Here is a 23,818-nt window from a genome sequence, read left to right on the forward strand (position 1 = left end):
ATAAACTGGAGATATTTTCGATGCGTCTAGCCCTGGCCCTGATTCCCGCAGTCGCGCTGGTTGCCTGCAAGCCCGCCGACACTGCCGGCAACGGCGCCGCCAATGGCAGCGCGCCCGTCCAGTCGGCCGCGCCCGTTGCCGCGGTGGCGCCGCCGGCCGGCAAGCAATGGACCGACGTGGTCGAAAAGACCAAGGATGGCGGCTATCGCCAGGGCAATCCCAATGCGCCGATCAAGCTGGTCGAATATGGCTCGCGCAACTGCCCGGCCTGCGGCGCCTTTGCCGCGACCGGTGTTGAGCCGCTGCGCGAGAAGTACATCAAGACCGGCAAGGTCTCGTATGAATTCCGCGACTTCCTGATCCACGGCGCCCCCGACCTCGCCGCCGCACTGCTCAACCAGTGCGTGCCGACCGAGAGCTTCTTCGTGGTGATGGACCAGTTCTTCGCCAACCAGCCGGTGGTGCTCGACCGCACCGAGAATCTGGTGAAGAATCGCCCCGACTTCATGCAGCAGGTCCAGCAGATGACCGCGCCGCAGGCCGCAGTCGCCTTTGCCGATGCGCTGGGCATGGTCGATTTCATGAAGCAGCGCGGGCTGACCGAAGCGCAGGCGCGCGCCTGCCTTACCGACCAGAAGAAGATCGAGGAAATCGCCAAGGTCTATAGCGATGGCGGCAGCGTGTACGGCGTGAACAGCACGCCGAGCTTCTTCATCAACGGCGTGAAAAACGATGCCGATCGCTGGGAGCGGCTGGAACCGCTGCTCCAGCAGGCCGGCGCGCGGTAACGCCGCCACTGCGATGCAGATCAAGCGGCTGCGGCTGACCGGCTTCAAGAGCTTCGTCGACCCGGCCGACTTGCGCATCGAGCCGGGGCTGACGGGCATCGTCGGCCCCAATGGCTGCGGCAAATCCAACCTGCTCGAAGCGCTGCGCTGGGTGATGGGCGAAACCAGCGCCAAGTCGATGCGCGGATCGGGCATGGACGATGTGATCTTCGCCGGCACCGCCACGCGCCCGGCCCGCGATTTTGCCGAAGTCTCGGTCCTCGCCGATATGGACGGGCAGGACGACGAGCTGGAAATCGTCCGCCGTATCGAGCGCGGCGCCGGTTCCGCCTATCGCCTCAACGGCCGCGATGTGCGCGCGAAGGACGTGGCGCTCGCCTTTGCCGATGCCGCGACCGGCGCGCATTCGCCGGCTCTGGTCAGCCAGGGGCGGATCGGCGCGATCATCGCCGCCAAGCCGGGCGAGCGCCGCGCGATGCTGGAGGAAGCGGCGGGGATTGCCGGCCTCCATGTCCGCCGCCGCGATGCCGAACAGAAGCTGCGCGCGACCGAGGCGAACCTCACCCGGCTCGACGAACTGATCGGCGACCAGGAAAACCGGGCGGCGGCGCTGCGGCGGCAGGCGCGGCAGGCGGAGCGCTACCGCGAAATCTCTGACCGTATCCGCGTCGCCGAGGCGCGGATGATCTTCGCCCGCTGGCGCGACGCGGCGCAGGCAGCGGACATCGCCCGCAAGGAGGCCGCCGCTGCCGAGGCGCTGGTGGCGGAACGCACCGCCCGCCACGACGAAGCCGCCGCCGCGCAACAGGCGGCTGCCGAGGCGCTGGCCACGCTGCGTGCCGAGGCGCTGCAGCTCCGCGACCGGGCAAGCGACACCCAGCACCGGCTCGCCACGCTGCGCAGTGCGCGGCACGGCGTCGAGCGGCGGATCGGCGAAGTCGCCGAGGCGCAACGCCGGCTGGAGGAAGACCGTGCCCGCGAAGGCGCGCTCGCCCGCGACGCGGCTGAGGCGCTGGCCCGGCTGGGGGAGGAAGCGGCGGCGCTCGACCGCCGGATTGCGGAGACGAGCGCGCGGATGCCGACGCTCGATGCTGCGCTGGCCGAGGCGGAAAGCGCCGCGCGCGATGCCGAAGTGGCGCTGGCCCAGGCGCTGGCGGCGCAGGCGAGCGAGGCGGCCGAGGCGCGCGTGGCCGAAGCCGCGCTGGCGGCGGCGCGGACGCGGATCGACCGGGTGGCGCGCGATCAGGCGCGCATCGAGGGCGAGCTGCGCGCGCTGGGTAGTGCCGAGCCGCTGCAGGAAGAACGGCGCCGCGCGGGCGAGGCACGCACTACAGCGCTGGCGCAGATCGAGGCGGCGCGGGCCGGTCTGGCCGAGGCCGAGGCGGAGGAGCGCAGCGCGATCGCTTCGCGCGACCGGGCGCAATCGGCGCGCTCGGCGGCCCATGCCGAACTGGCGCAGATCGACAGCGAGGCGGCGGCGCTCGCCAAGGCCACCCAGCCTTCGGGCAAGGACCGGCTGCTCGACCGGGTGCGCGCCGATCCGGGCTATGAGCGTGCGCTGGCGGCGGCGCTGGGCGACGATCTCGAAGCGGGGCTCGATGCCGCGGGTACGCGCTATTGGGCCGGGGCGGCGCCACAGCCGGGCGATCCAGGCGCGGTGGCGGGCACGGTGACGCTGGGGAGCCATGTCCAGGCGCCCGAGGCGCTCGCCCGGCGGCTGGCGCAGGTGCTGGTGGCGGAGCGTGACGAGGGCCAGTTGCTCGCAGTCGGGCAAAGGCTGGTGACGCTGGCGGGCGCGCTGCGGCGCTGGGACGGCTATGTCGCGCGCTCGGGCGGTGCGGCGGCGGCGGAGCGGCTGGAACGGCTCAACCGGCTGGCAGCGTTGCAGGCAGCGCGGCCGGCGGCGGCGGAGGCCGTGGAAAAGGCAGATGCCGCGCTGCGCGGGATCGATACGTCGATCGGTGCCGCGCGGGCGAAGGCGGCGGAAAACCGGCGGCTGCTCGGGCTGGCGGAGACGGCGGCGCGCGATGCGGCCCGGGCAGAGGACCGCGCGACCGGCCAGCTCGAACGGCTGGAGGCGCAGCGGGCCGATCTGGAAAGCCGCCGCGCGCGTGTCGCCGCCGAGATGGACGAGGCGCAGGCCGAGCTGGCGCGGGCGGAGGCGGCCAAGGCGGCGCTTCCCGATGGCAACGAAACACGCGAGCGGGTGGCGATCCTGTCGCGCGAGGCCGATGTCCGTCGCAGCGCGGTGGCAACGGCTCGGGCCGAACGCGCCTCGCTCGAGCGCGAGATCGCCCAGGCACGCGAACGCCAGGCCGCCGCTGTCGCCGAGGCGAAAAGCTGGAAGTCGCGGGCCGGCGATGCGGCAAAGCGCGGTGCCGAGATGGACAAGCGCGCCGCCCAGCTTGCGGAGGAAGCCGAAGCGCTGGCCGGGCGCCCCGCCAAGCTGGCGGCAGAAATCGCCGAGGCAGAGGGCGCGGCGGAATCGGCGCGGATTGCCTCGCTCACCGCGCAGGCGGCCGAGCGCGATGCCGATGCCGCCGTACGCGCGACCGAGGCGGCGGTGCGGACCGCCAATGAAGCGCTGGCCGAGGCGCGCGAAACCCGCGCCGGTGCCGCCGCCCGCGCCGAGAATCAGGATCTGCGCCGGGTGGAGATGGGCCGTCTTTCGGGCGAGCGTTTCGAATGCCCGCCGCCGCTTCTCCCCCAGAAGACCGGCTTTGCCGAGGAGAGCGTCCGCTCCCCGCAGGAGGAATCGGCCGCGCACGAAAAGCTGAACGTCGAGCGCGAGCGGATCGGGCCGGTCAACCTTGTCGCCGAGACCGAACTCGCCGAGCTGGAAGCCGCCTTTACCAGCAACGCGAAGGAACGCGACGAACTGATCCAGGCGGTCAACCAGTTGCGCGGCTCGATCGGCACGCTCAACCGCGAGGGGCGCCAGCGGCTGCTCGCAGCCTTCGAGGCGGTGGACGGCCATTTCCGCACGCTGTTCACCACGCTGTTCAACGGCGGGCAGGCGCATCTGGCGCTGGTCGATTCGGACGATCCGCTGGAAGCTGGGCTGGAAATCATGGCGCAGCCGCCGGGCAAGAAGTTGCAATCGCTCACCCTGTTGTCGGGCGGCGAGCAGGCACTGACCGCCGTGGCGCTGATCTTTGCGCTGTTCCTGACCAAGCCATCGCCGATCTGCGTGCTCGACGAAGTCGATGCGCCGCTCGACGACGCCAATGTCGACCGTTTCTGCGACCTGCTCGAGCGGATGACGCGCGAGACGAAGACGCGCTACCTGATCGTCACCCACAATGCCGCGACGATGAGCCGGATGCACCGGCTGTTCGGCGTCACCATGGTCGAACGCGGGGTCAGCCGGCTGGTGTCGGTCGATCTGGGCGGAGCGGAGAGTCTGCTGGCCGCCGAATAGGCTCAGCCAAGGATGCGGCGATAGAGCGCGATATAGGCGTCGGCCATCGCCTCGACCGAAAAGCGCGTCTCGACTGCGCGGCGACAGGCGGCACGATCGAGTCTGGCGGTGCGGGCGACGGCCTCGACTGCCTCCCCGGCGGTATCGACCAGAAAGCCGGTGGCGCTGTCGTCGATCAGTTCGGACATCGAGCCGCGCCGGATTGCGATCACCGGTGTGCCGCAGGCCATCGCCTCGATCACCGACAGGCCGAACGGCTCGTCGAAATTGATGAGGTGAAGAAGCGCATGGGCGCCACCCAGCGCGCGCACCCGCGCCTCGCCACCGACGGGGCCGTGATAGACGATGCGCTCGTCCAGATGCGGCGCGACTTCGCGGTCGAAATAGCCCTGGTCCTGAATGATGCCGTAGAGGTTGAGGCGCCGGCCGGTGGCCTTGGCGACGGCGATCGCCTCGGCCGCGCCCTTGTCGGGGTGCATCCGGCCGAAGAACAGCAGGTCGTCGCTGCCCTGTGGATCGAAAGGGAAGTCGGCGAGCGGAATGCCGTGGTGGATCGTCGCGGCATAGCGCAGTGCCGGGTGCCGGTCGGCTTCCGAAATCGCGACATAGTGCACGCGGTTCTCGAACGGCTTGTACATCGGCAGGATGCGTTCGGACGAGAAGCCGTGGATCGTGGTCACCATCGGGGTGGCGACCAGGGGGGCGAAGGCGTGGGCGGGGAAATCGGCCTGGTTGTGGATCAGGTCGAAGTCTGCCGCGCGGGCGAACAGGTGGGAGAGATGGGCATATTCCCACACCTTCGCGTCGATCGCGGGGTCTTCCTCATAGCCGCGCGGCACCACGCCGGCGAGCCGGGCGGTGGTCAGCGAATCCTGCGTTGCGAACAGGGTTACGTCCACGCCTTTGGCGACGAGGGCCTCGGTGAGGAGGCTCGTCACCAGCTCCCACGGGCCGTAATGGCGCGGCGGCGTGCGCCACGCGATCGGCGCGAGCATGGCGATTTTCATGCGAGGATCACGCCCTGGTTGGGCGCTAGGGAGAGGACATGCATATCCGACTCTCCATCGTCATTCCCGCCTTCGCGGGGATAACGCTCTGGGGATGTGGTGATCGCGGGTGCAAGGGCCCGCGCCCAATCCGGCAGCGCGAGCGTCTGCGGCGCACCGGACAGGTTCAGCACCACCAGCATCCGCTCGGCTCCATGCCGCCGTTCATAGGCCAGCACTGCGCCGTCGCTCGACACGGCGTGCCAGCTCCCAACCGACAGCGCCGGATGCGCCCGCCGCAGCTGGAGCAGCGCGCGGGTGAAGTTGAGCATCGAGCCGGCCTCGCCGCGCTGTGCCGCCACGTTGCGTTCCGCCCAGTCGGGATTGAGCGGCAGCCAGGGTTCGACCGTGCTGAACCCGGCATGTTCGCTGGCATCCCAGGGCATCGGGGTGCGGACCTCGTCGCGGTTGAACGCGGTGTCGGGCTCGCGCAGCGCCTGCGGGTCGCGCACCCGGTCGGGCGGGATCGGTACATTGGCGATGCCGAGCTCGTCGCCCTGATAGAGTGTCGGCGTGCCCCGCAGCGTGAGCAGCAGCATCATTGCCACCGCCGCCTGTTCCGGCCCGACGCGCGAAGCCACACGCGGCTTGTCGTGATTGCCCAGCACCCAGTTGGGCCAGCCGTCCGCCGGCAGCGCGCCTTCATAGTCCGCGATCAGCCGCGCGAGCGTTGCGGCGTCCCAGCGGGCATCGAGCAGATGGAAGTTGAACGGCAGATGCACCCCGCGTCCGCCCTCGCCATAATAAGCGACCAGCCGGGGGATCGGCAGGTAGATTTCGCCGATCAGCACGCGCTCGGGATAGCTGTCGGCCAGATCGCGCATTGCCGCGATGATCTCGGCCATTTCGGGCTGGTCGGCCGAATGGACCTGCAGCAGCCGGTCGATGTCCTGCATCCCCTCGCGCCACGCCGGGTTGGGCGGGTTGTCGGGAAAATCGGGGTGTTTGATCGCCAGCCACAGCACGTCGATGCGGAAGCCGTCGATGCCGCGATCGAGCCAGAAGCGCATCGCATCCAGCATCGCCGCGCGCAGATCGGGGTTGCGCCAGTTGAGCTCGGGCTGTTCCTTCAGGAACTGGTGGAGATAATATTGGCCGGTGGTTTCGTCCCATTCCCAGGCGCTGCCGCCGAAATAGCTTTGCCAGTTGTTGGGCGGGCCGCCATCGGGCGCCGGGTCGCGCCAGATATACCAGTCGCGCCTGGGATTCTCGCGAGAGGAGCGGCTTTCGCGAAACCAGGGGTGCTCGCTGGAGCTGTGGTTCGGCACGAAATCGAGCAGCAGCTTGAGGCCGCGGGCGTGGGCGGCATCACGGAGCGCATCGAAGTCAGCCATCGTCCCGAAGCGCGGGTCGACGCCGCAATAATCGGCCACGTCATAGCCGAAATCGGCCATGGGCGAAGGGAAGATCGGCGACAGCCAGACGGCATCGACGCCGAGATCGACCAGATAATCGAGCCGCGCCGCCACGCCCAAGAGGTCGCCGATCCCGTCGCCGTTCGAGTCGTTGAACGAGCGCGGATAGACCTGGTAGATCACGCCTTTCTGCCACCAGAACGGGTCGGTCATTGGGAGCCCTTTGCTTCTTCGTTCCCCGCCCGCCCGCGGGAGGGGAGCGTGTGTGGGGACGCTCACCAGAAGCGTGCCTTGGGGATATGCGTGATCCGGCAGGCCAGGTCCGCCTCGCCGCTCGCGACGATATAGTGGTCGCCTGCATCGACCATCCCGGTGGTGAACACCACCGGTGTCGGCAGGTACAGTTGATGCGCGATGTCTGCTGTCAGCGCCGGGTTGGCCTGGAGCAGCGGCACCGTGTCCTCCTGCCGCAGGATCACGCCGGGATCGTCGCGGTCGAGCAGCGCCCAGAAGCTGCGATAGATGCCGACCGCATCGCGCTTCTCCACGCCATGGTAGATCAGCAGCCAGCCCTTGTCGGTCAGCACCGGCTGGCTGCCGCCGCCGATCCGCTGGTTCGAGGTCGAGCCCTTGCGCGCGCGGATGCCCGGCTGGTCGAGCGGCTTCCAGTGCAGCCCGTCGGGCGAGCGGGCGAGGTTGATCGACGGGCCGCCGAGCCAGGGAGAATTGTCCGGGTAGGCGAAGTACACTTCCCCCAGCGGCCGGGTGAGCGCGTGGTAGAAGCCATGGATCCGCCCCTCGAACAGGATCATGTCCTTGTTCTGATGGTCGAGCACGACGCCCAGTAGTTCCCAGTCGAGCCCGTTCGCCGAGCGGTACATGGCGGTGCAGTGCCGCTCGGCCGACACGCCGCACACCGTCATCCAGTAGCGGCCGTCGATGCAGGTGATCCGCGCATCCTCGACACCATAGTCGAGATAGGAAGCACTCGGCGCGATCGCCTTGTCGTAATGGACGGCGACGATCTGGCGGCCGTCGCGGTCCAGCTCGACCGGCAGCAGCCAGGACAGCGAGGTCAGGCCGAGCAGCCGCGGGTTTCGGTCCTTCAGCGCGAACTGGCGCGGATCGGCCATGTCGATGCCCGTCAGCCGGTGCCGGTCGAGCACATAGCCGGAGGGCGTCCAGCGAACCGCGCGGACATGATCGCCATCGACCGGATCACGCAGCGCCTCCGCAACCCGCACCATCAGCAGCAGATTGCCGTTCGGCAGCCGCGCGAACCCGGGATTGAAGGCGCCCAGCACATAGGTCGGCTCTGCCACGCCCGCGCGCAGCGGCGAGCGGCTGAGATCGACATCGTCGGGCCGGAAGATCAGATAGTCGTCGCGCAAGCGCATCCCCCTCGGTTCCGCGCCGGCAACGGCGTCAGGCTCCTGCGGTTCCGGCTTCCTGGGCCTGGCGATGGTGACGAATCACCTCGTCGATGATGAAGCGCAGGAACTTCTCGGAAAATTCGGGGTCCAGATCGGCATCCTGGGCCAGCGCGCGCAGCCGGGCGATCTGCGCCTCTTCCCGGCCCGGATCGGCGGGGGGTAGCCCGGCCTCGGCCTTGTAGCGGCCCACCGCCTGGGTCACCTTGAACCGCTCGGCGAGCATGAAGACGAGCGCCGCATCGATATTGTCGATGCTCTGGCGATAACGGGTCAGCGTCGCGTCGGTCATGGCTTCTCCTTTTGCCGCTGCGGCACGGCCATGCAAGCGCCTCTTGCCTTTGCAAGGCACAAAGGCCAGAGGCACGTTCCTATGAGCGCCACCGTCCATCGCCTGGGGTCGCGAACCCAGCCTTCGCTCGATCCGATCATGGCGCTCGTCGCGCAGGACATGAATCTGGTGAATGCGGTCATTCTGGATCGCATGCAGTCCGACATTCCGCTGATCCCGGAACTGGCCGGCCATCTGATCGCCGGCGGCGGCAAGCGGATGCGGCCGATGCTCACGCTCGCGAGCGCCCGGCTGCTCGGCTATGCCGGCACGCGCCACCACAAACTCGCGGCAGCAGTGGAGTTCATCCACACCGCCACGCTGCTCCACGACGATGTGGTCGACAGTTCCGACCTGCGCCGCGGCCGCCGCACTGCCAACATCATCTGGGGCAATCCCGCCAGCGTGCTGGTCGGCGACTTCCTGTTCAGCCGCTCGTTCGAGCTGATGGTCGAGGCCGAAAGCCTGAAGGCGCTGCGCATCCTGTCGAACGCGAGCGCGGTGATCGCCGAAGGCGAAGTGAACCAGCTTTCGGCCGTCCGCCGGATCGACCTGTCCGAGGATCGCTATCTCGACATCATTGGCGCCAAGACCGCCGCGCTGTTCGCCGCCGCTTGCCGCGTCGCCGCCGTGGTGGCCGACCGCTCCGAGGCGGAGGAACAGGCGCTCGACGCCTATGGCCGCAATCTGGGCATCGCCTTCCAGCTGGTCGACGATGCGATCGATTACGTGTCGGATGCCTCGACCATGGGCAAGGATGCCGGGGACGATTTCCGCGAAGGCAAGATGACGCTGCCGGTGATCCTGGCCTATGCCCGGGGCAGCGATGCCGAGCGCGCCTTCTGGAAGGACGCGATTTCGGGCCGCCGCTCGAGCGACGAAGATCTGGCAGAAGCGATCCGGCTGGTGCGTGCCAGCCGCGCGGTGGACGATACGCTGGCCCGTGCCCGCCATTATGGCCAGCGGGCGATCGATGCGTTGGGTGGCTTCCACGCCGGCGAGGCGAAGGATGCGATGGTCGAAGCCGTCGAATTCGCGGTAGCGCGCGCCTATTGAGGCAGAACGGGGAACGCGCCGGGCGGCGCATTCCCCCTCCGGCTTCCGATTATTCGTCGACCGGCTTTTCCGCGTCTTCCTCTTCGTCGTCGACGGCGAGCGCGTCTTCCTCGTCCATGTCGAGCACGTCTTCGATCGCCTCGACGATCAGGTCGAGCTGTTCGTAGCTGGCGGTCATTTCGACCGTTTCGCCGTCTTCATCCTCCAGATGCAGCGTGTAGTCGCCGTCGCTGTCGGGGGTGATGGTGAATTGAGACAGAATCCGTGCCATGTCGCGCTCCTTTGCCGGTGAGTCCGCCAAACCACGCTTGCCTCGAATGGTTGCACCCCGATGACCGAAGCATTGCCGATACACGCCGTTCTGCCCGCTTTGGTTGCTGCCCTGCGTCGGGGCAGCAACGCGGTGCTGGTGGCGCCGCCGGGCGCGGGCAAGACGACGGCAGTGGCGCCGGCGCTGCTGGGCGAGGACTGGTGTACCGGCGAGATACTGCTGCTGTCGCCGCGAAGGCTGGCGGCGCGGGCGGCGGCGGAGCGGATGGCGGCGCTGGCGGGGGAGAGCGTCGGCAAGACCTATGGCTACGCGACCCGGATGGATACGAAGCGATCGGCCGCGACGCGGGTGACGGTCGTCACCGAAGGGATTTTCGTCAATCGCATCCAGTCCGATCCGGAACTATCGGGTGTTTCCGCGGTGCTGTTCGACGAAGTGCATGAACGCAGCCTCGACAGCGATTTCGGCCTGGCGCTAGCGCTGGACGCGCAAGGCGCGCTGCGGCCCGACCTGCGGCTGGTGGCGATGTCGGCGACACTCGACGGCAGCCGCTTTTCCGGGCTGATGGGCGATGCGCCGGTGGTGGAGAGCGAAGGCCGCAGCCATCCGCTGACGCTGCGCCACTTGGGCCGCGCGGCGGAGGCGCGGATCGAGGACAGCATGGCCGCGGCGATCCGGCAGGCGCTGCGCGAGGAGGAGGGGGGCATCCTTGCCTTCCTGCCGGGCGTGGCGGAGATCGAGCGGACCGCCGAGCGGCTGGGCGACGTTGGCGGCGCGGTGCTGCACCGGCTGCACGGCAGTCTGGAGCCCGCCGCCCAGCGCGCGGCGATCGCGCCCGATCCGGAGGGGCGGCGCAAGATTGTGCTGGCGACTTCGATCGCCGAGACATCGCTGACGCTCGACGGCATCCGTGTGGTGGTCGATTCGGGGCTGGCGCGACGGCCGCGCTATGACCGCGCGGCGGGGATGACCCGGCTGGTAACCGAGCGGGCGAGCCAGGCGGCCGTCACCCAGCGCGCCGGGCGTGCAGCGCGACAGGGGCCGGGTACGGCCTATCGGCTATGGGAAGAGGCGGCGACGGCGGGCTTGCCGCGCTTCGATCCGCCGGAGATTCTGGAGGCGGACCTGTCGGCGCTGCTGCTCGATTGCGCGCTGTGGGGCGTGACCGATCCGCGTGCACTCGCCTGGCTCGATCCGCCGCCTGATGCCGCGATTGCCGAGGCGCGGGCGCGGCTGGGGGTGCTGGAGGCGATCGACGCCGACGGTCGACCGACCGAACATGGCAAGGCGATCGCCCGCCTGCCGCTGCCGCCGCGCCTCGGCCATATGCTGGTGCGGGCGGGCGAGCGGGGCATGGCGCGGACGGCGGCCGAGGTTGCGGTGCTGCTCGGCGAGCGCGGGCTGGGGGGCAATGACGCCGACCTCGATCTGCGCCTGCGCCGGTGGCGTGGCGAACGCGGCCAGCGGGCGGAGAATGCCCGGCGGCTGGCGGAGCGGTGGAGCAGACTCGTGGCTGGCGCTCCCCTCCCGTTTGCGGGAGGAGGAGCGCAGGGGGAAGAAGTTACCCTCTGCATCGCGCTCGCCTTCCCGGATCGTGTGGCGAAGCGGCGGGACTCCTCGGGCGAGACCTGGGCCTCGGTCGGCGGGCGCGGGTTCAAGCTCGATCCGACCTCGCCGCTTGCCCGGGCCGAATGGCTGGCGGTGGCGGAGACGCAGGGCATGGCGGCAGGCGCGCGCATCCTTTCGGCAGCGGCGATCGACCCCGCCGCGGTCGAATCGCTGTTCGCCGATCGGATCGAAACGCGCCGCACCGTCAGCTTCGATCCCGCTACGGGCCGGATCGAGGCATTGCGCGAACGCCGGCTGGGCGCGGTCCGCCTTTCCGGGGGCAGCGATTCGGGTGCCACGCCGGCCGAGATCGAAACGGCGCTGCTCGAGGGGGTGCGCATGCACGGCCTGCAGCTGCTCCCATGGTCCGAAACCGCGAAGGCACTTCGCACCCGCGCGGCCTATGCCGGGATAGAGGCGCTGACGGACGAAGCACTGCTTGCCACTCTGGACGACTGGCTGCCCCCCGCGCTGGAAGGCAAAAGGCGGCTCGACGCGCTTGCACCCGAATCGTTGACCCAGGCGCTGCAGAATCTGCTCGGCTGGGACGGCCAGAAGACGCTCGACCGGCTGGCCCCGGCGCGATTCGAGACGCCGGCGGGGTCCAGCCACGCGATCGATTATGCCGCCGAAGCCGGCCCCACCGTCGAGGTGCGGGTGCAGGCGCTTTTCGGGCTGGCCGAACATCCGGTGATCGGCGCGGGCGTGCCGCTGGTGCTCAGCCTCACCTCGCCCGCCGGTCGTCCGATCCAGACGACGCGCGACCTGCCCGGCTTCTGGAAGGGGAGCTGGGTCGCCGTCGCCAAGGAAATGCGCGGCCGCTATCCCAAACACCCCTGGCCCGACGATCCCGCCGCGGCATCGGCCACGCTGCGCACCAAAAAGGCTGATGCAAGGGCCGCGAGTCCACGCTAAGGGAGGCTCCCATGAAGTCCGCTCGCATCTATCAGCGCGTCAAGAACGCGATGCAGTCCGGCCGCGCCCGGACCGACAACTGGATTCTGGAATTCGAGCCGCACACGCCGCAGCGGCCCGATCCGCTGACAGGCTGGGCCGGCGGTGGCGAAACCGCGAACCAGATTCGCATCGCCTTCCCGACGCTCGACGCGGCGAAGGACTATGCCGAGCGCGAAGGCTATGCCTATCACGTCGTGCCGGCACCGCAGCGCAAGCTCAAGCTGCAGGCCTACGCCGACAATTTCCGCTGATCTTGTGGCGGCTCAGGCAGCGCCGATCAGGCCACTGCCGAGCAGCAGCAACAGCTTGACGTCGATGGCCACCCCTTCGGCGCGCTTGGCTGCGACGAACGCGGGCAGTTCGCTGAGTGGCACCCGGTGGGGGATGATGTCCTCCTCGGGCGTGCCGCCGCCCTCGGTCACCCGCGTGAGGCCATGGGCACGCACCAGCGTGAAGCCTTCGCTCACCAGCCCGGGTGAGGAGTGGAACTCGCCCAGCACCTCTATCCGATCGCAGCGATAGCCGGTTTCTTCCTCCAGTTCGCGCCGGGCTGCCGATTCGATGGTGTCACCGTCGGAGTCGTCGCCGATCAGCCCGGCGGGCACTTCCAGACAGCGCTTGCCGAGCGGCACGCGATACTGGTCGACCAGCAGCACATGGTCCTCCGCATCGATCGCAAGGATGACGACTGCCTGCACGCCGCGCACCCGCGCGACATATTCCCAGCGCCCCTGCGTGCGCACGGCGATCCATTTGCCCTGCCAGGGCGTTTCCACGGGCTCGTTGCTCATCGGGCGGCTTTAGAGCTCGATCAGCCGGTCGGGAAGCTCGTTCACGTCGTCGGCGGCGCGCGGGAAATGCCGGGCCAGCACGATGCCGATCTGCTCGACGGCGGCCGCCATGCCATCGGCGGGGCGGCCGCCCTTCACGGCGGTGACCAGCGCAGCCATCGCCGCGCCCCAGACCTCCGGCTTCACGCGCGAATGGATCGCCGAATCGGCGAGGATTTCGGCGCGGCGTTCGGCGAGGCTCAGATAGAGCAGCACGCCGGTGGCGCCTTCCGTCCGTTTCTCGGCTGCGGTGCGGAACAGGGCGAGCGCGCGGGCATGGACGCGGCGCGTCTTCACCGCACGCGGCGTCACGGCAATGCGCAGCGCATCCTTGGCCAGCGCCACGCGCACCAGCAGGAAGCTTGCAGCGCTCACCACCCAGGCGGCGGTGAGATACCAGTGCGCCGGTACGGTTTGCGCCCAGGGGTCGATCAGCCGGCTGTGCAGCCATTCGATCGGCCAGGGCTGCCAGGCGAGCAGCGCCAGGACCAGCAGCATCACCAATATCGCCCAGGTGAGCGCGACATCGGCATAGTCGTCGGAGCGCCCGGCGAGCACGGTGACGATCTCGCCGCTGGTATTGGCCTCGGCCTGCGTGACGGCGGATGCAACGCGTGCGCGGTCCTGATCGGTCAATTGCATTGTCACCAGCTCCCCGAAGCGCCGCCGCCGCCGCCGGAACCGCCACCGCCGGAAAAGCCGCCGCCATCGCCACCGCCCCAGTCGGAGCCGCCGCCCCCGTCCCAACCGCTGCCGCCCCAGCTGTCACGCCGGCCGGCCTCTCGGCCGATCTCCTCGGCGATCGACCAGAGCACGATCGGCAGCACGCCGCTATCATGGTCGCGATAGGCCTGTCCGTCCCACGGGCCCGGCCGTCGCCGCCCGCCGAACCGGGCGAGCATCGGCACCAGCACCACAACCAGCACGATAAACCAGAAGAGCAGCCCGATCGGCAGGCCGCCATGATGCTGCCGGCGCGGGGCCTTCGCCGCGGCATCCTGCGCGGCCTTGGCCTTTTGCTCGGCGGCTTCGAGCGGCTGCTTCATCTGCTCGGCGATGGCCTGGGCGCCTGCGACGACGCCTCCGGCCATGTCCCCCGCCTTGAACTTGGGCAGAATGGTCTGGTTGATGATCTCGCTCGAAAGCGCATCGGTCATGATCGGTTCCAGACCATAGCCGACTTCGATCCGGACCCGGCGCTCCTGCGGCGCGACGATCAGGATAATGCCGTTATTGGCGCCTTTCTGGCCGATTCCCCAAGTACGAAGCAGCTGATAGCCGTAATCGGCAATGTCATAGCCCTGCAGGTCGGGGATCGTCGCGACGACGAACTGCCGGCTCGATGCCTGCTGCACCTCGGCCGAGAGCTGGGTGAGTTGCGTCACCTGCTCAGGTGAGAGCAAATGCGCGTCGTCCACCACCCGGCCGGTCAGCTTGGGGAAGGTAGGGTCCGCAATCGCCGGCAACGGCGTCAGCACGAGCAGGGCCAGCAGGAAACGCAACAGGATCATCAGCTGATCTCACGAAGAATGGCAGTGGCGCCGGCGTCGATGCCGTCGGCCATGGCGCCCTTGCGGAAACGGGGCAGGATGTCGCGCTGAATGATTCGCGCGGCTTCGGCATTGGTCAGCGCCTTGCCAAGGCCGTAGCCGACTTCGATCCGCACGCGGCGTTCGGCGGGCGCTACGATCAGCAGCACCCCGTCATTATAGCCGCGCCGGCCGATGCCCCAGCCATTGCCGAGCCGCCGCCCGAACTGTTCGATCGGCTCGCCCGCGAGGCTGGGTACCGTCACCACGACGAATTGGTGGCAGGTGCGCAGCTCCGACTGTGCAAGGCGGCGGGTGAGGCTGGCCACCAGCGCCGCCGGTAGGACGTGCGCGTCGTCCACCACGCGCCCGCGCAGTATCGGGAGCGGATGGAGGTTCCTTGCGGGTTTCGCAGCGGCAGTAGCATAGGTAACGACCGGGGGCGCCGGCGCTAGCTCCGCCACGGGGCAGCCGTGCAGCAGCACGGTGCCCGCAAGGAATGCGGCGTGGATCAGTTGCCGTTCCCGAAATCGACCTTCGGCGCATCCTCGGCACCCGCCTTGGCCTGGAACGGCGTCATCGGCTTGGCGCCATAGAACACCTTGGCGCCGATCGCATCGGGGAAGGTGCGGATGCGGGTGTTATAGGCCTGCACCGCCTGATTATAGTCGCGAACGGCAATGGTGATGCGGTTCTCGGTGCCTTCGAGCTGGCTCATCAGCGTGGTGTAGTTGTTCTGGCTCTTCAGTTGCGGATAGGCCTCTACCGACGCGAGCAGGCGCGACATCGAGCTGCCGAGCTGCTGCTGCGCGGCCTGGAACTGGGCGACCTTGGCCGGATCGCGCAGATCCTCACCGGTCACCTGGATCGAGGTGGCCTTGGCGCGGGCATTGATGACGTCGCTCAGGATCTTGCCCTCGGAGGCGGAGGCCGCCTTCACCGTCGCGACCAGATTGGGGACCAGATCGGCGCGGCGCTGATAATAGGCTTGCACATCCGCCCACTTGGCCTTGGCATTTTCCTCGGCGGTGGGGACGCTGTTGAGCCCGCAGGCCGACAGCGTCAGCGCGGCAACCGGCACCAGTGCGGCACGAAACTTCATCGGGGACGTTCCTCCATTCCCATCTATTTGGTGTCTTATACGACGGGCACACCGTATCGAGAAAGCGAAATCGGACGTGCAGGCTTGGCGTTTTGCGCCCGGATCGGCCATCATGGCCGGGTTTCGCCAGGGGAGAAATGCGAATGTTGAAGGAATTCAGGGCGTTCATCGCGCGCGGTAATGTGCTGGACCTCGCGGTGGGCGTCATCATCGGTGCGGCCTTCGGTACCATCACCAAGTCGTTGACGGATGATCTGATCATGCCGCTGGTCGGCGCGATCTTTGGCGGTGTGGATTTCTCCGGCTATTTCCTGCGGCTGGGCCCGATCCCGGCAAGCTATACCGGTTCGACGACCAGCTATGCCGCGCTCAAGGCGGCGGGCGTGCCGCTGCTCGGCTTCGGCCAGTTCATCACGGTAGTGATCAACTTCCTGATCCTGGCCTTCATCGTCTTCCTGCTGGTACGCACCGTCAACAAGCTGATCGCATCTGCCGAGCGTGAAAAGGCTGCGGGCGAAGCACCGCCCGCCGCCGAGCCGGCCGATGTCGTGCTGCTACGCGAGATCCGCGACGAGCTGAAGAAGCGCGGCGGCGCCGCCTGAGCGGCAGCTTATTCCGCGTCCGGTTCGCGCCGGGCATCGTCGACGATTTTGGCCAGCCGAGCCCGTTCGGCGTTATCCACGGCTTTTTCGGCCTTGGTTCGCCCGAACCGGGCGCGGTTTTGCTCGGCTTCTGCAGCCTTTGCCGCGCGCGCGCGTTGTTTGCGGGCCTGACGAAGGTTGATGATGTCTGCCAACGATAGTACCCCATCTGTTCACAAGCGCATCGGCGCAGGGCACGCGGCCGCGTCGCCCTTTCTCATTATCGGTCCAAAGGCGGAGTTTCCATGGCGGGCAGCGTCAACAAGGTGATCCTGGTCGGCAATCTCGGGCGCGATCCCGAATCGCGGTCGTTCCAGAATGGCGGCAAGGTGGTTGAGCTGCGCATCGCCACGTCCGAAAGCTGGAAGGACCGCAACAGCGGCGAGCGTCGCGAAAAGACCGAATGGCACACGGTCAAGATCTTCAGCGAAGGCCTGGCCAACGTCGCCGAACGCTATCTGCGCAAGGGCAGCAAGGTCTATCTCGAAGGCCAGCTCACCACCCGCAAGTGGCAGGACCAGAGCGGCAACGACCGCTATTCGACCGAAATCGTGCTCCAGGGCTTTAACGCCCAGATGGTGCTGCTCGATGGCCCGGGCGGCGGCCAGGGCGCAGGCATGGGCGGCGGCCGCTCGAGCGGCGGCGATGACTGGGGCGCGGACGATTCGTTCGGCGGCGGCGCACCGGCGGGCCGCGGCGGCGGCAATTTCAACGGCGGCGGCCAGCGCAGCGGCGCGTCTGCCGGCGCGGGCGGCTTTGGCGGCGGCTTCCCGGACGATCTGGACGACGATGTTCCGTTCTGATCGCCTTTCCCTTGCCGGCGCGGTGCTGGGCCTCGTGCTGCTCGCAGGTTGCGGGCGGAGCGAGCGCAGCACCGACGATCCGGTGGGACAGAATGTCGCAGCGGCGGCGCAGGGCATGCCCGCGAACATCGCGGCGGCAGTCGATTGCGGCAATCGACCCAATTTCGTGCCGGTCTTTCCCGGCGCAACGGTGACCAGCTGCATCGCCGCGCCCGATGGAACCGCGCGAGGGCATGTCAGCGGCACGATCGTCTATGAGACCAACGCCGCCGCGCGCGAAGTGCTCGGCTGGTCGCGCGCCCAGGCCAATGCCTCCGGCCTGCGCTATGTGCGCGAAACCGAGAACAGCTATACTGCAGGTGACGCCGGCAAGCGCCGGGTGATGATCGTCGTCGACAGCCATGCGGGCCGGACGCGGGTGTCGATCAACTGGGAACGCGGGACGTAAAACGGGCCTTCTCCCCTTCCTGGAAGGGAGGGGAGGGATTCACCCCGCCACAATCTCCGCCACACCGAACCGGCCTTGCTGGTAATCGGCATAGGCCTGGCGGATTTCCTCGACCGAGTTCATCACGAACGGGCCGTGCGCGACCACCGGCTCGGGGATCGGCGCGGCATGGCCGAACAGGATCAGCGTGGGTTCGTCTGCTGCGATCGTCAGCGTGTCGCCCGCTGAAAGGCCGGCGAGGTGCCATTGCGGCAACGCCTTGTCGCCCACCTTCACGCCACCGCGCACCCCGTAGAGAAACAGGTCGCGGCCTGTCAGGCCGTCGAAAGTCAGCGTCGCACCCGCCGCCAGTTCCGCCCAGCACAGGAACACGCCGGTCAATGATTCGATCGGCCCCGTGCGGCCTGCGAAATCGCCGGACACCAGATGGACCGCCGCACCTTCGCCTGCAGGCACCGCCGGAAAGGCATCTCCCTGCAGTCCGACATAGCGCGGTGCGGTCATCTTCAGCCGGGCGGGCAGGTTCACCCAGAGCTGGAGAATCTCCATCGCCCCGCCATCGCGCTTGAATTCGGCCGGCGACACTTCGGCATGGACGATGCCGCGCCCGGCGGTCATCCACTGCACGCCGCCGGCGCGGATGATGCTTTCATGGCCCGCCGAATCGGTGTGGGCGAGCGAACCCTCCAGAATGAAGGTCACGGTCTCGAACCCGCGATGCGGATGCGGGCCGAACGGCAGGCCGCGATTGCCGGGGCGATAGGTCTGGGGTCCGTGATGGTTGAGGAAGAGGAAGGCGCCGATCTGGTCGAGGCCCGGGCCCGGCACCGGCCGCCGCGTGACCAGATCGCCGATATCGTCGCGATAGGCGGCGTGCGTGGTCAGCAAAGCGACGTCGGTCATCAATCGTGCCTCAACAGGAAAACGGCATGTTCGGCGAGCAGATTGGCCATCGCCGACCCCGTCTGCTGATCCCCCGACAGGAACCAGCAGCCTTCGATAGCGATCCCCCGTTCGGCGACGAGCGCGCGAAAATCGTCGATCGTGACATGGTGGATGTTGGGCGTCGCATACCAGGCGATCGGCAACAGCCGCGTCACCGGCATCCGGCCGCCGAACAGCAGCGAGGCGCGCACCCGCCAATGCGCGAAATTGGGGAAGGAGACGAACGCCCGCCGCCCGATCCGCAGCAATTGCTCCAGCACCTGATCGGGCCGGCGCGTCGTCTGCAGCGTCTGGCTGAGGATCGCATAGTCGAAACTGTCGTCGGGATAATCGGCAAGGTCGGTATCGGCATCGCCCTGAATCACCGACAGGCCGTGCCCGACTGCGGCCGCGACATTGGCGGCATCGAGTTCCAGTCCCCGCGCATCGCAGCCGCGATGATCGCGCAGCGCTGCCATCAGCGCCCCGTCGCCACAGCCGACATCGAGCACACGGGAACCGGCATCCACATGCGCGGCGATGATGGCGAGGTCCGGACGCAAGGCGGAAAGCCAGGAAGGCGTCGTGCTCGAATAGCCGGTGCGGTTCATGCGTCCCCCGCTGCAAGGAATCCGCCGATCACGCGGTCGAGTTCGGGGCTCTCCAGCAGGAAGGCGTCATGGCCGAAGGGCGAGCTGAGTTCGACAAAGCTTGCCGGTGCGCCGGCGGCGTTGAGCGCATGGGCGATCGTCCGCGATTCGGCGGTGGGATAGAGCCAGTCGGTATCGAAGCTCACCACGCAGAACCGTGCCTGCGACTCCCGGAAGGCATTGGCGAGCAGTCCGCCATGTTCCTCGGCCAGATCGAAATAATCGAGCGCGCGCGTGATGTAGAGGTACGAGTTCGCATCGAACCGGTCGACGAACGCCAGTCCCTGATGGCGCAGATAGCTTTCCACCTGAAAATCGGCGTCGAAGCCGAAGGTTTTGGCATCGCGCCCCTGCAGTTTGCGGCCGAATTTGGCGGTCAGCCCGGCTTCGGACAGATAGGTGATGTGCGCCGCCATCCGCGCCACGGCCAGCCCGGCAGCGGGGGGATCCTGCGCCGCATAATAGTCGCCGCCGCGCCATTTGGGATCGGCCATGATCGCCTGTCGCCCGACTTCGTGAAAGGCGATGTTCTGCGCCGAATGCCGCGCCGCCGAGGCGATCACGACCGCCGCGCGCACGCGCTCGGGGAACGTCGCCGCCCAGCTCAGCGCCTGCATGCCGCCCATCGATCCGCCGACGACCGCGAACAGCCGTTCGATGCCGAGATGGTCGAGCAGCATTGCCTGCGCGCGGACCATGTCGCGGATGGTGATGACGGGGAAGTGCATCCCCCAGGGCTCGCCCGTGGCCGGGTTGATCGTCGCCGGGCCCGAGGAGCCGAGACAGCTCCCCAAAACGTTCGAGCAGATGACGAACCAGCGGTTCGTATCGATCGGCTTGCCCGGCCCCACAATCCGCGCCCACCAGCCGGGCTTGCCGGTGACGGGGTGCTCGGATGCGACATGCTGGTCGCCGGTCAGCGCGTGGCAAACCAGAATGGCGTTGCCGGCATCGGGCGCCAGCGTGCCATAGGTTTCATAGGCGATGTCGACCGGCGAAAACAGCACGCCGCCGTCGAGGCGGAGCGGCCCCGGCAGTGTTACCGTGCGGCGAAGGCCGAAACGCGGATCGTCAGACATTCGCGGCTGGTTAGGCCGGTGGGCGCCTGCGTTCAAGCATCTCCCCAAAATCGGCGTGATGCCGGGAGTACTATGCATCGCGATCGTTCGTACCCCTCCCTGCAAGGGAGGGGCAAGGGGTGGGTGCGCGCGTCTGCGCGCTCCAAAGACGCTGATCTATTCGTCGAAAGCGAACCCCGCCGCCTTACGGCGGCGGACCCACCCCCGGCCCCTCCCTACAAGCAGGGAGGGGAGCGAAAGCGCCAGATGCAATTGCCCTGTGCCGGGGAGGCATTGCGTATCGCTTGCCAATCGCCCGGCATTCGGCCAATCCGCGCGCCATGAACGCACCCGTCCCCAAGCCCTGGGTGATGGCCATCGCCCCTTATGTTCCGGGCCGCGCCACCACCGATTCGGGCAAACCCGCCGCCAAGCTCTCGTCGAACGAGAATCCGTTCGGCACGCCGAAGGAGGCGCGCGACGCCTATGCCGCCGCCGCGACCGAGCTGGAACGCTATCCGGATGCCGGCGCGGTCGCGCTGCGCGAGGCGCTGGGGGCGCATTACGGCGTCGAGCCTGAGCGGATCGTCTATGGCACCGGCTCGGACGAAGTGCTGCACCTTGCCGCCGGCGCCTTCGCAGGCGTGGGGGACGAGATCATCTATGTCCGCTATGGCTTTGCGGTGTACGACATTGCCGCGCGCCGGGTGGGGGCGACGCCGGTGGTGGCACCCGACCGCGACTATGCAACCGATGTCGACGCGATCCTCGCCTGCGTGACGGATAAGACCAAGATCGTCTTCCTGGCCAATCCGAACAACCCGACGGGCACCTATACCGCGCGCGAAGAGATTGCCCGGCTGCACGCCGCGCTGCCCAAGCGCGTGCTGCTGGTGCTCGACCAGGCATACACCGAATATCTCGATCCCGAGGATGACGATGGCGGGCTGGAACTCGCTCGTTCCCAGCCCAATGTGCTTGTGACGCGCACCTTTTCGAAGATCTTCGGCCTCGCATCGGAGCGAGTCGGCTGGGGCTATGCGCATCCCGACATCATCGCGGCGATGCACCGCATCCGCGCGCCCTTCGCGTTCAGCATCGGCGCCGGCCGCGCCGCGGTGGCTGCGCTGGGAGCGAAGGATTTCGTTGCGCACAGCCGCGCGCACAACGCCAAGTGGCGTGCCTGGTTCGCTGATGAGATCGCCAGCATGGGCAACAAGGGCGTCCGCGCGATCCCGTCCAAGGCCAATTTCCAGCTCGTGCTGTTCGAAGGCGAAGTGACCGGCGAACAGGCGTACAAGCAGCTGATGGAGGACGGCTATATCGTCCGCTGGCTGCCGGGCCAGGGCCTGCCGCACGGCCTGCGCATCACCATCGGCACCGAGGACGAGATCAAGGGCGTGGCCGCGTCGCTGCGCCGGCTGCTCGGCGCCTGATGTTGCCTTTCGCCCGCGTCACCATCATCGGCCTGGGGCTGATCGGCTCGTCGATCGCCCGCGGCGTCCGCGCCTATATGCCGAGCGTACGGGTGACCGGCTATGACGCGGCGCCCGAGGTTCGCGAAACGGCCGTCGCGATCGACCTGTGCGACGATGTGGCGGACAGCGCCGGCGCTGCGGTGATCGACGCGGACCTGGTGATACTGTGCGTACCGGTCGGTGCGATGGGCGCGGTGGCGGCCGAGTTCGCCGCCGACCTGCCCGCCGATGCGATCGTCAGCGATGTCGGCTCGTCGAAGCTGAGCGTGATCGAGGCGGTGAAGGAAGCATTGCCCAACGCAACCTTCATCCCGGCGCATCCGGTGGCAGGCACCGAAAATAGCGGCCCGACCGCCGGCTTCGCCTCGCTGTTCCAGAACCGCTGGTGCATCGTCACTCCGCCCGAGGGCAGCGATCCGCTGGCGGTCGAGCGGGTGAGCGAGTTCTGGCGCCGGCTGGGCGCGATGGTCGAGACGATGGAGCCGGGCCATCATGACCGGGTGCTGGCAGTGACCAGCCACTTGCCGCACCTGATCGCCTATACCATCGTCGGCACGGCGTCGGACCTGGAGGAAGTCACGCAGTCCGAGGTCATCAAATATTCGGCCGGCGGCTTTCGCGACTTCACCCGCATCGCCGCGTCGGACCCGACCATGTGGCGCGACGTGTTCCTGTCGAACCGCGAGGCGGTGCTCGACATGCTCCAGCGCTTCACCGAAGACCTGACCGCGCTGCAACGCGCGATCCGCTGGGGCAAGGGCGACGAGCTGTTCGACCTGTTCACCCGCACCCGCGCGATCCGCCGCTCGATCATCGACCAGGGCCAGGACGATGCCCGCCCGGACTTCGGCCGCGCGCACGACTGAGGCGGGGTAAGCAGCCGCCTTCAGTTCAGCGCGTTGATGGCCGTATGTACCCGCGCCTCGATTTCCGCGCGCGGCATGCCGGGCGGGATGGGGTCGCCGAAGTGGAAGACGATCTCGCCCCGGCGCATCAGGCCTTTGCGCGGCCAGACATGGCCGCTCTTCACTGCCACCGGCACCACCGGCAAGTCGAGAATGCGGTACAGGCCCGCAAAGCCGGCGCGCAGCAGCGGCCGGGCGCCGGGGACGACGCGGGTGCCTTCGGGGAAGATCAGCACCGAACGCCCCTCGGCCCGCGCGGCCTTGGCGTCCTTCATCATGCTGCGGAGCGCCGCTGCATTGGCCTTGCGGTCGACGACGATCACGCCATAGCGCTTTGCCGCCCAGCCCCAGAGCGGTATCCTGGTCAGCTCGCGCTTCATCACCGTGGCAGGCGCGCCGAGCATCCGGGTAAGCTCCAGCGCCTCAAAATAGCTCTCATGCTTGCCCGCAAACAGCGCCGGGCCGGCGGGAATCGCCCCTTCGATGCGGATATGTGCGCCGACGATGTGGCGGATCGACCATTGCAGCATCCACGCCCAGCGATTGGCATGGGCGCGCAGTGCCTTGCGACCGAACAGCGCCGCGATCGGCGCGCACAGCACCATCACCACCGAAAAGGCGTAGAAGAAGACCCGGAAGGCCCATGTCCGCACCAGGTCCATCAATTTACCCCCAACAGAATCGCGCCACGCCGTACCAGATATTTGTGATATTCGCGGAACAGCATGTCCCACCCGGGCGTGCTGCGCACGGCATCGCCGACGATCGTGACATCGCCGAGCAGGTGGCGCAGCTCCAGCCGGGCGCGCGCCATGTGCCAGTCCGAGGTGACGAGCCGGATGCTGCGATAGCCGTGCTGGCGGACCCATGCCGCCGTCTCCTCGGCATTGGATCGGGTATCGACGGCCTCGTGGCCGAGATCGACACAGCAGGCGAACAGCGCACGGTCGCCGCGGAACTGGGCGGCCAGCTCGTGCGGGCGGACATAGGGATTGACGCCACTCACCAGCATTCGCCGGGCATCGCCGTCGCGAAGGGCATCCAGCCCGCGCGCGAGCCGGCCGGGGCCGCCGGTCAGCACGACGATCGCGTCGGTCTGGCGCCGGCCCAGCGGCTTGCCCAGCGTGGCCATGAAGATGCCGAACCCGATTGCCCAGGCGAGCAGGAGCAGCAGCGCGAGCTGCGCC

General features: G+C 68.2%; 26 protein-coding genes. 10 read left to right on the forward strand and 16 right to left on the reverse strand.

The features are described 5' to 3' along the window. Positions 1-20 precede the first annotated feature (20 nt). Both ACT53K_RS17840 and smc read left to right on the forward strand, forming a co-directional pair. Positions 21-788, forward strand: coding sequence for a thioredoxin domain-containing protein (locus tag ACT53K_RS17840; protein WP_476230093.1), 768 nt, complete (start codon positions 21-23; stop codon positions 786-788). Positions 789-801: 13 nt separating this feature from the next. Further along, a complete protein-coding gene (gene smc / locus ACT53K_RS17845; protein WP_476230176.1) occupies positions 802-4,209 on the forward strand; it encodes a chromosome segregation protein SMC in 3,408 nt (1,135 codons plus the stop codon). Positions 4,210-4,211: 2 nt separating this feature from the next. Here smc and ACT53K_RS17850 read toward each other — a convergent pair whose 3' ends face one another. From ACT53K_RS17850 to ACT53K_RS17865, 4 genes are all read right to left on the reverse strand, one after another. Further along, positions 4,212-5,216 carry a glycosyltransferase family 4 protein gene (locus ACT53K_RS17850; protein WP_476230094.1) on the reverse strand — a complete coding sequence of 335 codons (1,005 nt, stop codon included), beginning with the start codon at positions 5,214-5,216 and terminating at the stop codon, positions 4,212-4,214. After that, a complete protein-coding gene (locus ACT53K_RS17855) occupies positions 5,213-6,823 on the reverse strand; it encodes an alpha-amylase family glycosyl hydrolase (RefSeq protein WP_476230095.1) in 1,611 nt (536 codons plus the stop codon). The genes ACT53K_RS17850 and ACT53K_RS17855 overlap by 4 nt, the downstream gene beginning before the upstream one ends. A 62-nt stretch (positions 6,824-6,885) precedes the next feature. Next, on the reverse strand, positions 6,886-8,007 hold the full coding sequence (locus ACT53K_RS17860; protein WP_476230097.1) for a glycoside hydrolase family 130 protein: 1,122 nt from the start codon (positions 8,005-8,007) through the stop codon (positions 6,886-6,888). 28 nt (positions 8,008-8,035) lie between these two features. Further along, positions 8,036-8,332 carry a chorismate mutase gene (locus tag ACT53K_RS17865; protein ID WP_476230099.1) on the reverse strand — a complete coding sequence of 99 codons (297 nt, stop codon included), beginning with the start codon at positions 8,330-8,332 and terminating at the stop codon, positions 8,036-8,038. Positions 8,333-8,413: 81 nt separating this feature from the next. On the opposite strand from ACT53K_RS17865, the gene ACT53K_RS17870 reads away from it, so the two are divergent. After that, positions 8,414-9,427: a polyprenyl synthetase family protein gene (locus ACT53K_RS17870; RefSeq protein WP_476230100.1), complete on the forward strand. Its 1,014-nt coding sequence runs from the start codon at positions 8,414-8,416 to the stop codon at positions 9,425-9,427. Between the two features lie 49 nt (positions 9,428-9,476). On the opposite strand, the gene ACT53K_RS17875 is transcribed toward ACT53K_RS17870, so the two are convergent. Then, entirely contained in the window at positions 9,477-9,698 is a 222-nt protein-coding gene (locus ACT53K_RS17875) for a hypothetical protein (protein ID WP_476230101.1), read from the reverse strand. A gap of 60 nt (positions 9,699-9,758) precedes the next feature. Here ACT53K_RS17875 and hrpB point away from each other — a divergent pair, with 60 nt between their 5' ends. Both hrpB and ACT53K_RS17885 read left to right on the forward strand, forming a co-directional pair. Next, the gene (hrpB, locus tag ACT53K_RS17880; RefSeq protein ID WP_476230102.1) at positions 9,759-12,221 is read left to right on the forward strand and encodes an ATP-dependent helicase HrpB; all 2,463 of its coding nucleotides are present in this window, start codon (positions 9,759-9,761) and stop codon (positions 12,219-12,221) included. An 11-nt stretch (positions 12,222-12,232) separates the two neighbouring features. Beyond that, complete coding sequence (locus ACT53K_RS17885) at positions 12,233-12,514, forward strand: ETC complex I subunit (protein WP_476230103.1); 282 nt, start codon at positions 12,233-12,235, stop codon at positions 12,512-12,514. A gap of 12 nt (positions 12,515-12,526) precedes the next feature. Here the strand turns inward: ACT53K_RS17885 and ACT53K_RS17890 are convergent, their stop codons facing one another. From ACT53K_RS17890 to ACT53K_RS17910, 5 genes are all read right to left on the reverse strand, one after another. Continuing rightward, complete coding sequence (locus ACT53K_RS17890) at positions 12,527-13,054, reverse strand: NUDIX hydrolase (RefSeq protein ID WP_476230104.1); 528 nt, start codon at positions 13,052-13,054, stop codon at positions 12,527-12,529. Positions 13,055-13,063: 9 nt separating this feature from the next. Beyond that, on the reverse strand, positions 13,064-13,735 hold the full coding sequence (locus ACT53K_RS17895; RefSeq protein WP_476230105.1) for a TPM domain-containing protein: 672 nt from the start codon (positions 13,733-13,735) through the stop codon (positions 13,064-13,066). Positions 13,736-13,737: 2 nt separating this feature from the next. Further along, positions 13,738-14,604, reverse strand: coding sequence for a TPM domain-containing protein (locus ACT53K_RS17900; protein WP_476230106.1), 867 nt, complete (start codon positions 14,602-14,604; stop codon positions 13,738-13,740). After that, positions 14,604-14,984: a TPM domain-containing protein gene (locus tag ACT53K_RS17905; RefSeq protein WP_476230107.1), complete on the reverse strand. Its 381-nt coding sequence runs from the start codon at positions 14,982-14,984 to the stop codon at positions 14,604-14,606. The genes ACT53K_RS17900 and ACT53K_RS17905 overlap by 1 nt, the downstream gene beginning before the upstream one ends. A 149-nt stretch (positions 14,985-15,133) precedes the next feature. Continuing rightward, on the reverse strand, positions 15,134-15,724 hold the full coding sequence (locus ACT53K_RS17910; RefSeq protein ID WP_476230108.1) for a LemA family protein: 591 nt from the start codon (positions 15,722-15,724) through the stop codon (positions 15,134-15,136). 143 nt (positions 15,725-15,867) lie between these two features. On the opposite strand from ACT53K_RS17910, the gene mscL reads away from it, so the two are divergent. After that, positions 15,868-16,326, forward strand: coding sequence for a large conductance mechanosensitive channel protein MscL (gene mscL, locus ACT53K_RS17915; RefSeq protein ID WP_476230110.1), 459 nt, complete (start codon positions 15,868-15,870; stop codon positions 16,324-16,326). Positions 16,327-16,334: 8 nt separating this feature from the next. Here mscL and ACT53K_RS17920 read toward each other — a convergent pair whose 3' ends face one another. Then, on the reverse strand, positions 16,335-16,520 hold the full coding sequence (locus ACT53K_RS17920) for a DUF4169 family protein (protein WP_476230111.1): 186 nt from the start codon (positions 16,518-16,520) through the stop codon (positions 16,335-16,337). Positions 16,521-16,610: 90 nt separating this feature from the next. Between ACT53K_RS17920 and ssb the strand changes: the two genes are divergently transcribed. Then, complete coding sequence (gene ssb / locus ACT53K_RS17925) at positions 16,611-17,168, forward strand: single-stranded DNA-binding protein (RefSeq protein ID WP_476230112.1); 558 nt, start codon at positions 16,611-16,613, stop codon at positions 17,166-17,168. Beyond that, entirely contained in the window at positions 17,155-17,616 is a 462-nt protein-coding gene (locus ACT53K_RS17930) for a hypothetical protein (protein ID WP_476230113.1), read from the forward strand. Before ssb ends, ACT53K_RS17930 begins: the two co-directional genes overlap by 14 nt. Before the next feature lie 39 nt (positions 17,617-17,655). Here ACT53K_RS17930 and ACT53K_RS17935 read toward each other — a convergent pair whose 3' ends face one another. From ACT53K_RS17935 to metX, 3 genes are read right to left on the reverse strand one after another with little or no spacing between them, the layout of a single operon-like run. Next, positions 17,656-18,519, reverse strand: coding sequence for a pirin family protein (locus tag ACT53K_RS17935; RefSeq protein WP_476230114.1), 864 nt, complete (start codon positions 18,517-18,519; stop codon positions 17,656-17,658). Further along, entirely contained in the window at positions 18,519-19,151 is a 633-nt protein-coding gene (gene metW / locus ACT53K_RS17940; RefSeq protein WP_476230115.1) for a methionine biosynthesis protein MetW, read from the reverse strand. The genes ACT53K_RS17935 and metW overlap by 1 nt, the downstream gene beginning before the upstream one ends. Further along, positions 19,148-20,269: a homoserine O-acetyltransferase MetX gene (gene metX, locus ACT53K_RS17945; RefSeq protein ID WP_476230116.1), complete on the reverse strand. Its 1,122-nt coding sequence runs from the start codon at positions 20,267-20,269 to the stop codon at positions 19,148-19,150. Before metX ends, metW begins: the two co-directional genes overlap by 4 nt. A 320-nt stretch (positions 20,270-20,589) precedes the next feature. Between metX and hisC the strand changes: the two genes are divergently transcribed. Continuing rightward, positions 20,590-21,684 carry a histidinol-phosphate transaminase gene (hisC, locus tag ACT53K_RS17950; protein ID WP_476230117.1) on the forward strand — a complete coding sequence of 365 codons (1,095 nt, stop codon included), beginning with the start codon at positions 20,590-20,592 and terminating at the stop codon, positions 21,682-21,684. Beyond that, on the forward strand, positions 21,684-22,592 hold the full coding sequence (locus tag ACT53K_RS17955) for a prephenate/arogenate dehydrogenase family protein (RefSeq protein WP_476230118.1): 909 nt from the start codon (positions 21,684-21,686) through the stop codon (positions 22,590-22,592). The genes hisC and ACT53K_RS17955 overlap by 1 nt, the downstream gene beginning before the upstream one ends. 20 nt (positions 22,593-22,612) lie before the next feature. On the opposite strand, the gene ACT53K_RS17960 is transcribed toward ACT53K_RS17955, so the two are convergent. Both ACT53K_RS17960 and ACT53K_RS17965 read right to left on the reverse strand, forming a co-directional pair. Then, positions 22,613-23,293, reverse strand: a complete 681-nt coding sequence (locus ACT53K_RS17960; protein WP_476230119.1) for a lysophospholipid acyltransferase family protein — start codon at positions 23,291-23,293, stop codon at positions 22,613-22,615. Next, positions 23,293-23,763, reverse strand: a complete 471-nt coding sequence (locus ACT53K_RS17965; protein WP_476230178.1) for a YdcF family protein — start codon at positions 23,761-23,763, stop codon at positions 23,293-23,295. The genes ACT53K_RS17960 and ACT53K_RS17965 overlap by 1 nt, the downstream gene beginning before the upstream one ends. Between the last annotated feature and the right edge of the window lie 55 nt (positions 23,764-23,818).

Source organism: Sphingomonas sp. DMC8 (assembly GCF_056314185.1).